This window comes from Legionella beliardensis, from assembly GCF_900452395.1.
GTDB classification, from domain to species: Bacteria; Pseudomonadota; Gammaproteobacteria; order Legionellales; family Legionellaceae; genus Legionella_C; species Legionella_C beliardensis.
Map to the genome: position 1 here is coordinate 1311677 of NZ_UGNV01000001.1, position 11655 is coordinate 1323331.

Consider the following 11655-nt stretch of genomic DNA (forward strand, 5'->3'; position numbering starts at 1 on the left):
TTTTACCTCACTTCCAATGTTGAGTAAGCGTCTTTTTATATTACGAGTGTTTACTAAAAAAATGCAATTTAATTATTTTTTTCTCTAGAAATTTTAGCGCATTATTTAGAAAAAAGATGGCAAATGATATAGTAAGAATTCGATAAACGTAGGTAAAAAGCATGCCCTCATTAAAAAAAATTGCTTATTTATTAAGGCTATCTCATTGGAGTAAGGCCGCATTTATTTTTCTAGGCGTTATTTATTCAGGGTTGCCTGAGTATTTTTTAAGTGCATTCTTAGCAGCACTTGCTTTTTGTTTGTTATCAAGTGCGGTATATATTTATAATGATTTACAAGACCGCGAGCATGATAGGGCGCATCCGCAGAAATGTAACCGTCCTTTAGCCGCTGGTGAAATTTCCTTAGTTTGGGCAGTCAGTCTGTTAATTTTTCTTTTAGTAGGAGGAATATTACTTGCTTGGTTAATATCGAGTATTCTCGCAGCTATTTTAGGTATTTATTTAATCATTAATTTAGCTTACAACTATATTCTTAAACAAATTCCTGTATTAGATGTTTTATGTATCGCAAGTGGTTTTATGTTGCGCGTTTTAGCAGGAACAATAGGTATCGGTTTGCCCATATCTTGGTGGTTAACTATTACAGCTACTTTAATTAGTTTATTTATTGCTTTTTGCAAAAGAAGATTAGAAAAACAACTAAGTTTAAATAGCGAAACAAGAGCGGTTTTAAAGCGCTATTCACAGTCAACGCTTGATCTATTAATTACGATTACCGCGGTTAGTTCGTTTATTTCTTATTTACTTTATACTTTGCTTGTTCGCGATGAATCCTTTTACTTTCTTATAACGTTGCCTTTTGCAGCGATAGGAATTTGGCGATTTGCCTGGCTTTCTACCCGCACGAGTTTTGATGATGATCCTATCTCAATCTTTTTTGATGATGCACTATCTCGCTTTAATTTATTGTGTTTTATTTCGTTAACCTTGGTGGCTCTTGCTAATGGATAAAAGGAAGTGGCTTTTTTTATTACTTATTATTATTTTTGTTTATCTACTCGTTTTACAGATTGCTGCAATTTGGCCATTTACCATTGATGATATGTATATTAGCCTGCGTTATGCTAAGCATTGGGCCAATGGCCAAGGACTATTATGGAATATAGGGCAGTCGCCTGTTGAAGGTTATTCTAATTTTAGTTTTGTAGTTTTAGCAGCCTTGGCTATCAAAGTAGGGCTTAATCCTGTGTTTGTGCTTAAATTCATTGGCTGGATAGGGTTATTGCTTACCACCTATGGTGTCTACTTGCTTTCCCGTTTTTGGTTTATTCCAAGTTTGGCGTTACTTCCTTGCGTTGGCATGTTGCTTTATAGTGGCCAGATCATTTGGGCTGTGAGCGGCCTTGAAACAACAACTTATCAGGCCTTAATTTGCTTATCTTTATTTATATTACTTAAAGCAAGCGGTTATCAGGCCTATCCAAAGCCTCGGGGTGAAAGTAATCAATTAGGATTTGCAGCCGCTGGTATTTTGTTAGCCTTAGCAAGTTTCACTCGGCCAGAAGGCCCGTTTCTTACTATTTTATTTTATGGCATAGCTTGGTTTGATAGGCCAAGAAATAGCAAGATTTATACAAAAGGGCTACTGTTAGGGATTTTATCGTTTGGCTTACTTTACAGTCCTTATTTTTTATGGCGCTTGTATTACTATGGCCGTCTATTTCCTAATCCAGTTTATTGTAAAGGCCTTATGGATTCTTATTTTGGCCAGCTTGATAATAATTATTTGCATTTTGTTTGGCCCTTTTTATTATTAACAATACCTGCAATATGGCAAGCTACTGATAAGCGACATTATTACTTTTGGTTGCCTAGCATTATCTATTTGCTACTTTTAATCAGTGCTGATCCTGTTGTGGCCTTTGCTAATCGTTTATTTCTACCTGCTTTTATTCTACTTTTACCACTTAGTTTAAAAGGACTAGGGACGTTGCTTTCTAAGTATTTAAACAATAAAGAGCAAAGTGACTATTATCAATTTATTTTAATCATACTCGCAAGCTGGGTAGGTTTTCTTTTTATACCGATGATGAGTTTACCTAATCTTAGGTATTTTGCAAAGGCTCCCCAGGGCGGGCAGTTATTAAGAGAAAAAGTTAGCCTATGGCTTGATAAAAATATTTCAGCGCCTAATCAAGTCCTCTTAGCTGATAGTGGTTTAATTCCCTACCGTAGTTCATTAACCTTTATTGACTCTTATTGCTTAAATAATCGCGAAATGACACAAAAACCTGATAAAAATATGTATTGGCAACAATGTATAAAGACATTTCAGCAAAAACCAAAAGTAATTATTTTAACCTCATTGGTGGAAAAAGGCAGGGTAATTTATACACCAGTTGATGCCTGTCTCTCCAATCGTTTAAAAACGAATAAAGATTATGTGTATCAAACCACGCTGCAAACAACGGACAAAGACTTAAGGTATCGGTACGAAATATATACTGCATTAGATTAAAGATGTAGTAAGATAAGCTTATTTTCTTTATATGGGTTTAGAGCAATTAGTGGGTAACGCTATAGTTAGCTTAAAGCTTATACCTTGACAAATAACAATAAGGTGGCTGACCTTAATAAATAAAAAGGATTGGATAACCAATGCAGACCCTGAAATTAATTTTGATTAAAATTTATAAAAAAATGCCAGTGATTGCCTTTGATATTCTATCAATCCCGGTGGCATGGTACTTATCGTATTGGTTACGGTATAATATGAAACCGTTTCCTAATAATTTTACCAGTAAATATGCGCTAGCTGCACTCGCAACGTTAATGCTCTGTCAAATAGGTTGCTATTATTATTTTAGAGTTTACCGCGGTCTGTGGCGTTTTTCATCAATCAATGACGTGATTCGCATAATTAAGGCAGTTATTATAGCGATTGTTTTAACGCTGCCCGTGCTTTATTTAACCTCGCTTTTAAAGCATATTCCTCGTTCAGTTTTGCCTTTATACAGTATTATTTTAACCACCTTATTATGTGGTGGCCGATTACTTATGCGTACTTATCGCGAAAAAAACAATCGCAATGTGTCGAATAATTCTATTTATCGGGTACTAATCATCGGCGCAGGTCATGCCGGGGAGAGCTTAGCACGTGACATGAAGAGAACCTTTACCTATGCGCCTATTGGCTTTGTAGATGACAATCTTGGTAAACGAGGCTTGGAAATTCATGGAATTAGGGTTTTAGGTTCAACGAGAGAGTTGCCAGAGCTTGTGTTAGCTAATGCGGTTAATTTAATCTTCATAGCGCTTCCTTCAGCACGTTCTGCAGCGATGCGGCGTATCGTTAATTTGTGTGAAGCGTGTAAAGTTCCTTTTCAAACCCTACCTAGTTTATCTGACTTAGCTTCGGGCTTGGTTAAAGTAAATGCTTTACGTGAAGTAAATATTGAAGACTTATTAGGACGAGATCAAGTTCATTTAGACTGGAGTAAGATTGGTGCAGCCATCTATGATAAACCGATTGCTGTAACAGGCGGAGGTGGCTCAATTGGTTCGGAATTGTGTCGTCAAATTATGAAATTAAAACCGAGTAAATTACTTATTGTTGATAACTCAGAGTTTAATTTATATAAAATTGAGCAAGAACTTAAAAACGCTTACCCTCATGCCGTTATTATGCCAGTGTTAATTTCAATAACAGATGCTGTAGCAATTAATTTTCATTTTGGTAAATTTAAACCTCATATTGTTTTTCATGCTGCCGCTTATAAACATGTGCCAATGCTTGAGGATCAAATTAGGGTGGCGGTACTAAATAATGTTTTAGGAACGCAGATTGTAGCAGAAGCGAGTGTTAATGTGGCTGCTGAAAAATTTATCTTAATTTCTACCGACAAAGCAGTAAATCCTACCAATGTTATGGGTACAACAAAACGTGTTGCCGAAATTTATTGTCAAAATTTAAATGAGCGAGCAACAGAAACGCAATTTATTACCGTAAGATTTGGTAATGTCTTAGGATCAGCAGGTAGTGTGGTACCGCTATTTCAAAAACAATTGCAGCAGGGCGGTCCTTTAACCGTGACTCACCCTGATATCCAACGATACTTTATGACCATTCCCGAAGCTTGTCAGCTTATTTTGCAAGCGATGATTAATGGTTCAGGCAGTGAGATCTTTGTTTTGGATATGGGTGAGCCAATAAAAATTAGCTATCTAGCTGAGCAAATAATACGGTTAGCTGGCAAAGTACCAGGGCAAGATATTCAAATTAAGTACACTGGCTTAAGACCTGGCGAGAAATTATTTGAAGAATTATTCCATGAATCAGAGGAATTAACCCAGACAGAGCATGAGAAATTATTCAAAGCAAAATTTCGCAAAATTGATTGGAACGAGCTTGCTCAAACTATTCGCTTACTCGCTGCTGCCTGTGATAAACATCATAACGATGAATTGCATATTCTACTAAAAAGCTTAGTACCTGAATTTAAATCACAAATGGATACGGTATTTTAGAGTATAGACAATACCTAAAGATACCGTTATAACTTATTATTAACTTACTAATATTTGCAATTAGACGTACCAAGGTAGGGCTTTAGTAATTCAAGGAATAATGAATGATAAGTAGAGTGCATCAAGTCCCAGGACAGTTGAAAAGGATAGCTAAAGTCACTCTGCTTGTTCTATTAGTAAGCTGTTCTGACGCAAAACCTCCCGCTGTTCAACCTAAGGTTAAAGTAACTGTTACTCAAGTAAAAACTTCTTATATTCCTATTTATAAAGAATACATTGGTATCACTAAATCGATAGCAAGCGTTGATATTCGAGCACGAGTCAAAGGTTTTTTAATTAAAATGAATTTTGTTGAAGGGAAATTGGTTAAAAAAAACCAATTGTTGTATGTCATTGATCCTAAGCCATTTGAAGCTAAGCTAAATTTAGCGCAAGGGCAATTGTCTAAAAGCATCGCAGCAAAAGAGTATCAACAAATTGAATTTTTACGCATGCGCGATCTGGTTAAAAAAGGGGATGTAGCAAAAGCACGTTTTGATGAGGTAACAGCTCAATATCGGGAAGCAGTTGCCCAAGTGGAAATTGAAACAGCAGAAGTAGAAGAAGCAAAGATTAATTTAAGTTATTGCTCAATGTATTCCCCCATTGATGGCATCATTAGCCATAAATACGTGGATGTGGGAAATCTAGTTGGGGGCACTGAAAATACATTATTAGCTAATGTGGTACAGCTAAATCCTATCTATGTTGAATTTAATCCTAGCACAAGTGATTATTCTGAGTTTCTACAATATCGGGCTAATATGCCCTTTAAAGTGGAGGTTTCCTTACCCCATGATAAGAAGGATGTTTTTCACGGCAAAGTGGATTTGATAAATAATCAAGCTCAAGTTTCTACCTCGACTATTTTAATGCGTGCCGTTGTAGATAATCCCCAAAATTTGCTCCTACCAGGAATTTATGTCAATGTAAGGTTAACCCTAACAGATAAAAGCCCTGCCATTTTGGTACCCATATTAGCTGTGGTGCAAACGCAAGAATTGCGCTCTGTTTATGTTGTTACTAGTGCCAATAAAGTACAGTCACGTACCATTACTATTTCAGGGCAAGAAGGCGAGAATTATATTATTAAATCAGGCCTTAAAGATGGGGATATGGTTATCTTAAATGGGTTACAAAAAATTCAACCAGGCATGGAAGTTATACCCCAAGTAAGCAAATAGGAATGCATTAATTATGGTTAAATTTTTTATATACCGTCCTATATTTGCAATGGTAATTGCTATCCTTATGGTATTAATTGGTGGTATTTGCATTCTTATTCTGCCCGTTGCGCAGTATCCCTCTATTGTTCCACCTGTAGTACAAGTAAGCACACAATACTTAGGGGCCGGGGCCGGTGTTGTAGCAGATACTGTAACAACCCCACTTGAAAATAATATTAATGGTGTTGAAGGTATGATTTATATATCTTCTGCTAGTACCAATAATGGCAATTCTGTTATAAATATAACCTTCGATGTGGGTTATGATATCGATATTGGGGCGGTAGATGTTTTAAACGATACCAATACAGCAACGCCGTTACTTCCTGCAACGGTCACTCAATCTGGTATCACTATCCAAAAAGTTTCTACGAACATGGTGGTCGTTGTAAACTTGCTTAGTAATGATAATAGCTTTGATGAATCGTTTCTAAGTAATTATGCGCAAATTCAAGTAACGCCAGCACTGCAGCGCGTGCCTGGTGTAGGTAGTATTACTAATTTTGGTTTATTAGAGTATTCGATTCGTATTTGGTTAGATCCTAATAAATTAGCTAGCATGGAAATCGCGCCTCAAGAAGTGATTCAGGCGGTGCTTGAGCAAAATCAGCAGGCTGCAGTTGGCGTGATTGGGCAGCCGCCTGTACCTAAAAATGTACCCTTTCAATATCAAATTTCAACCTTAGGTCAATTAAGTGAAGTTAATCAGTTTGCCGACATAATTGTCAGAGTAAAAGAAAATGGCGAGATAGTTCGCGTTAAAGATTTAGGCCGCGTTGAGATGGGCGCTGAAACTTATACAACCACATCAAATTTTAGTGGTAGGGCAACTGCAAGTATCGGTGTCTATCAATTACCTGGTTCAAATGCAATTCAAGTAGCCAATAGCGTGCGCCAAGTGATGGAAGAATTAAAGAAAAGCTTTCCCAAAGGCCTGACTTATACCATTGCTTACGATACAACCAATTTCGTCCGCGAAGCGCTTAAAGAGGTAGTGATTACTTTATTTGAGGCCATTGTTTTAGTTTTTATAGTCGTTTTTGTTTTTTTACAAAATTGGCGAACCACGTTAATTCCTTGCATTGCTATACCTGTTTCTTTAATAGGTACGTTTGCGCTATTAGAGGCGTTTGGGTTTTCTATTAATATATTAAGTCTTCTAGGCTTAGTGTTAGCTATTGGCTTAGTTGTTGACGATGCGATTGTGGTTGTTGAGAACGTTGAGAAGAAATTAGAGCAAAGTTTTACTAATATAAGAGAAGCAACGCTTGAAGCGACTCAAGAAGTGCAAGGGCCAATTGTCGCAACGACATTAATTTTATTAGCGGTGTTTGTCCCTGTAGCTTTTATACCTGGGATGACAGGAAGTTTATATAATCAGTTTGCATTATCCATTGCTTTCTCGGTAGCTCTTTCAGGAATTAATTCATTAACATTAACACCTGCACTGTGTGGCCTTCTTTTAAAACAAAAAAAAGAAAATAAGTTCTTTTTATTTCGTTGGTTTGAATTGGGCTATGAGAAATTACTTGTTTACTACCAGTATGCGGTTAAGAGATGCATTGAGTATAGAAAATTAGTCTTGCTTATTTTTTGTTTATTAGGTGTAGCAGCAGCATTTGTATTTTATTACCTGCCGACAGGGTTTATCCCAGAGGAAGATCAGGGGTATTTTATTGTTATGATTAAGGGGCCTAATGGCTCTTCTCTTTACCGTACTGAACAAACCATTGATAAAGCACAGACAATTATAGGCAAAACGGAGGGAGTGGCCAGTAGCATTGCTGTTAATGGTTATAATATTATTGATTCAATTAATCAGCCTGACTCAGGCGTGATATTTGTTATCTTAAAACCTTGGGAAGAGCGCACGACGCCTGCGTTAAATGTAATCGGCATCATGGCTACTATGCAAAAGCAATTTAATCAAATCAATGATGCCGTGATTGTCGCTATGAATGCGCCTGCTATTCCTGGTTTAGGTTCTGTGAGTGGATTTCAACTTGAGGTTGAAGACAGAAATCATTTAGGCGTTGATGTTTTAGCTAAAGCAGTTAATGAATTGGTAGCTGAAGGCAATAAGCGCCCAGAGTTAAAAAGTTTATTTTCTGATTTAAACACCGATGTGCCTCAATTATATTTAGATATCGACAGGACAAAAGCAAAAGCGCTTGATGTCTCAATTACCAATTTACTTGCTACTTTGCAGACTTATTTAGGCTCATATTATGTTAATACGTTTACTAAATATGGACAAACTTATCGTGTTATGGTGCAGGCAGAAGGTCAGTCACGTGCCGATGTGGCTGATATTACAAAATTATATGTTAAAAGTAATGCGGGAAAAATGGTGCCCCTATCAAGTTTAGTGAGGGTTAAAATGATAAACGGGCCATTTAATATTCCGCATTATAATCTTTATACCTCTGCCCTGGTGACAGGCGGGCCTGCGCCAGGTTATAGCTCGGGGCAGGCATTGAATGCAATTCAAGAGGTAGCAAGCAAAGTGCTTCCGATTGGAATTGGCTATGAGTGGACTGGTATTACCTATCAACAATTAAAAGCTGGAAATCTTGCAGCACTTATCTTTATACTTTGCTTAGTTTTTGTATTCCTGTTCTTATCAGCTCTCTACGAAAGCTGGGCTATGCCCTTTATGATTCTGCTTGCAGTTCCTCTTGCTTTATTAGGCGCGGGATTAGCACTTATGATACGTTCTTTGGCACTCGATGTTTATGCGCAAATTGGTTTAGTACTGTTAATTGGGCTTGCTGCGAAGAATGCCATTCTTATTATCGAATTTGCCAAGGATAAGCGAGACGCCGGTGCAAGTATTATAGAAGCTGCAATGGATGCAGCGCGTTTACGTTTGCGGCCTATTTTAATGACTGCATTTGCATTTATCTTAGGAGTATTGCCTCTAGCCTTAGCAACAGGTGCTGGTGCTGCAAGTCGGCATTCTATAGGCACAACGGTATTAGGTGGAATGCTGGTTGCAACGATTTTAAGCTTACTTGTTGTTCCTGTATTTTATGTTGTTATTGAAGGGTGGCGTGAACGGCGTCTGGTTAAAAAGAATGCAGCAATGCGTAATGACTTAGAGTAAATTTATTTGCTTAGTGAGCGTTTGACATAACGCTCACTAAGCTCTTCTTGAGTAGACTAACTTCTATTAGGAAAAATATCTTTAAATTGAATAGGCTTGTTACGTTCCATGGCCTCAGTTCTTCGTTTATGAAATCCGCCTAATTTGTAAATAACAATAGGAACAACAAAACTCGCGACGCCCATAATAAAAGCAATCTTATAGGTAGGATCTTGATTCATGCATAAAAAGATAAGGCAGGCAACCATAAGTATGATTGCAATAATGCCTGTATAAGGGGAGCCTGGGGTCTTATATTGTAAATCATTGGTTGTATACCCAGCTTGATAAAGGCGGCGGCGAAAATTAATCTGCGCCCAGCATAAAGAAATCCAAGCTGTGGCACCTGTAAAGCCTGAAACAAGCAGTAACGCAATATAAAGGAGGGATTGGCCAAAGAAATAGCTTGTAGCCAGTAAAAGCCAAATTGAAATTAAGGTAACAATGCCAGCATTTTGTGGAACAAAGTTACGATTTAATTTACTAAGAGGATGAGGCGCCATTCCATTTCTTGCTAAGGCATTTAACGACCGTACAATGCCGTAAACCCCAGAATTCGAGCAAGATAGAGCTGCCGTCAGGGTGACAAAGCTGGTAGCAGCTCCTGCCCAATGCAAGCCATAAAAATTAAGTGCATCAGCAAAGACAGAATTATCTAAACCCGCTTTCTGCCAAGGGAATATAAGCACTAAACAAAAAACCGGAATAATATAAATAAATAAAATTCGGTAAGTAACGTTTCTGATGGCGCGAGGAATCATGCGCGCAGGATCAATGGATTCGCCAGCGGCAAGCCCAATAATTTCTGAGCCTTGGTAATTAACTAGCAACAATACCATGGCGGTTAACAAGGCAAACGTGCCATTAGGAAATAATCCGCCTTGATCAAAAATAAATTTACCACCTATAATGCTGTTTGGCTGGGGTCCGTGAATAATTCCAAAAAAGATTAATATCGATAAAAAAACAAAAGCTAGGAGAGCAAAAATTTTAATAACAGCCAACCAAAACTCTATTTCACCAAATGTGCCCACTTTGGCAATATTGACGTATGTAATTAATAAACCAAAACAAACAGCCCAAATATAGCCGTTTACTCCTGTAAAATGTTCCATAATAATACCGCCAGCAATACACTCAGCAGGAATATAAGCAACCCAACTTATCCAATATGACCACCCAACGCCACATGCTATTGACGGTGAAATAAATTCAGCTGTGTAGGTGATAAAAGAACCCGAGATAGGTATCGCGACTGCAAGCTCGCCCATGCAAAGCATGGTTAGATAAATAATTAACCCACCTAATATATAGGCAATAAATACAGAAGGCCCAACTTGATTAATGACGGCGCCTGTGCCTAAGAAATAACCAGAGCCAATTATTCCACCTAAGGCAATTAGTTGCACATGACGGTCTTTTAGACCACGTTTATAACCACCATCGTCAAGAGGCTTTTTTATAGAGTTATGTTGATTAATCACTAATTGTATAATCTCTGGGTTAATACAAGTCAAATTGTACAGTAATAATCAAAATTGCACAATTTTTTTTGTAGTTCTGCTGCAAAATGAGATTTTTATAAGAAAAACATTAAGAACGCAAGATTTATTTTTGTAGATTAGTGAAATTAATAGGTAATGTCATGTTTTTTAATAGATTATTAAAGAGGTTACCTAATAAAATATTGTCTTAGATCTAAGTTTAATGATTCAATTATAAAGTGGTTGAAACAGTGGCGGAGAGAGAGGGATTCGAACCCTCGATACGTTTTACCGTATACACACTTTCCAGGCGTGCGCCTTCAACCACTCGGCCACCTCTCCTCTGGCGCAAGAATAGCGGGTTGACCACACAAAATCAATCCCTCTATGAGTATCCTTCCTAATTTAGCTGAACAAACACGGGCTAAATACTCTATGGCCGTCAGGCTAAGCTCCCAAGAGCCAAGATTGAGGCAGGCAGAAGTAAAATGTGGTCCCTTGTTGGGAGCGCCGAAACCATCCATGCAGCTCGATGTTATGCATCCAGGCACAACTTCGTTCCAAAAAGAGGCCAAACTTACCTCCTGCGAGAGCGTAAGTACTCTAAACATATTATTTTCTATGGTGCTAAGAGAAATACTTGCTTAACCTGACGGCTATGGGCTAAATACTTCGAACTGGGATTAAAAAAGGAAGCGACTTAAATAGTTTTAGTTTATACTTAATATAAGTCGTTATTTTTAAATTATTCTTATGATTAAACATAAATTTTTGCTGCTAAGTGGGCTTGTGTTTTCTAGTCAGCTATTTGCTTTCCAGTGCTATTTTACGTTAGTAAAAGATAGTTGCTGGACTGATTATTCAGTGACTGTCAATGTAATGGATGTGGCAAACAATAGTACGGCAGTAACAGTTACGGCGCCTAAAGGCCAATCATGGGCAAGACAAGGATTTACATGCCAACCAGGTCAAGAATTTCTCTACAAAGCGACTTTTGAGCCTTATATCTGGTCAAGTGAAAAAGGGGAAGTCTATACTGCCATTAACTATTGGACTTTGCCTAAGGCGCCTAAGCCTGGTGAGTCTGCGTGGGAAATTCCTGTATGCTACCCTCAAGCTTTTTCAGCGGTTCCTTTGCCACCACAAGCGACTAATAATTGTGCCTGTGATTTTAGTAAAGTTCCAGCCATACCGCCTAAGAAACTTGATTGATATCTGTACAAGTGGCAATT

At 37.7% G+C, this 11655-nt stretch carries 7 protein-coding genes and 1 tRNA gene; 6 read left to right on the plus strand and 2 right to left on the minus strand.

From position 1 onward, the window contains the following. Positions 1–161: 161 nt before the first annotated feature. From DYE47_RS05860 to DYE47_RS05880, 5 genes are all read left to right on the plus strand, one after another. Complete coding sequence (locus DYE47_RS05860) at positions 162–1013, plus strand: decaprenyl-phosphate phosphoribosyltransferase (protein WP_115302373.1); 852 nt, start codon at positions 162–164, stop codon at positions 1011–1013. Beyond that, positions 1006–2520, plus strand: coding sequence for a protein LphB (locus tag DYE47_RS05865; RefSeq protein WP_115302374.1), 1515 nt, complete (start codon positions 1006–1008; stop codon positions 2518–2520). Before DYE47_RS05860 ends, DYE47_RS05865 begins: the two co-directional genes overlap by 8 nt. A gap of 140 nt (positions 2521–2660) precedes the next feature. Beyond that, positions 2661–4529, plus strand: coding sequence for a polysaccharide biosynthesis protein (locus DYE47_RS05870; RefSeq protein WP_115302375.1), 1869 nt, complete (start codon positions 2661–2663; stop codon positions 4527–4529). Between the two features lie 104 nt (positions 4530–4633). After that, on the plus strand, positions 4634–5752 hold the full coding sequence (locus tag DYE47_RS05875) for an efflux RND transporter periplasmic adaptor subunit (protein WP_115302376.1): 1119 nt from the start codon (positions 4634–4636) through the stop codon (positions 5750–5752). Positions 5753–5765: 13 nt separating this feature from the next. Continuing rightward, on the plus strand, positions 5766–8900 hold the full coding sequence (locus DYE47_RS05880) for an efflux RND transporter permease subunit (protein ID WP_115302377.1): 3135 nt from the start codon (positions 5766–5768) through the stop codon (positions 8898–8900). Positions 8901–8956: 56 nt separating this feature from the next. On the opposite strand, the gene DYE47_RS05885 is transcribed toward DYE47_RS05880, so the two are convergent. Together DYE47_RS05885 and DYE47_RS05890 are read right to left on the minus strand one after the other, a co-directional pair. Beyond that, positions 8957–10423, minus strand: a complete 1467-nt coding sequence (locus tag DYE47_RS05885; protein ID WP_115304025.1) for an amino acid permease — start codon at positions 10421–10423, stop codon at positions 8957–8959. Positions 10424–10675: 252 nt separating this feature from the next. Further along, positions 10676–10765 (minus strand) — tRNA-Ser (locus tag DYE47_RS05890). Positions 10766–11176: 411 nt separating this feature from the next. On the opposite strand from DYE47_RS05890, the gene DYE47_RS05900 reads away from it, so the two are divergent. Continuing rightward, positions 11177–11635: a hypothetical protein gene (locus DYE47_RS05900; RefSeq protein WP_115302379.1), complete on the plus strand. Its 459-nt coding sequence runs from the start codon at positions 11177–11179 to the stop codon at positions 11633–11635. The last annotated feature ends 20 nt before the right edge of the window (positions 11636–11655 follow it).

Bases quoted from the DNA above. Each gene is read 5' to 3' on its own strand.
- DYE47_RS05860 (WP_115302373.1), top strand. From the start codon at position 162: ATGCCCTCATTAAAAAAAATTGCTTATTTATTAAGGCTATCTCATTGG.
- DYE47_RS05865 (WP_115302374.1), top strand. From the start codon at position 1,006: ATGGATAAAAGGAAGTGGCTTTTTTTATTACTTATTATTATTTTTGTT.
- DYE47_RS05870 (WP_115302375.1), top strand. From the start codon at position 2,661: ATGCAGACCCTGAAATTAATTTTGATTAAAATTTATAAAAAAATGCCA.
- DYE47_RS05875 (WP_115302376.1), top strand. From the start codon at position 4,634: ATGATAAGTAGAGTGCATCAAGTCCCAGGACAGTTGAAAAGGATAGCT.
- DYE47_RS05880 (WP_115302377.1), top strand. From the start codon at position 5,766: ATGGTTAAATTTTTTATATACCGTCCTATATTTGCAATGGTAATTGCT.
- DYE47_RS05900 (WP_115302379.1), top strand. From the start codon at position 11,177: ATGATTAAACATAAATTTTTGCTGCTAAGTGGGCTTGTGTTTTCTAGT.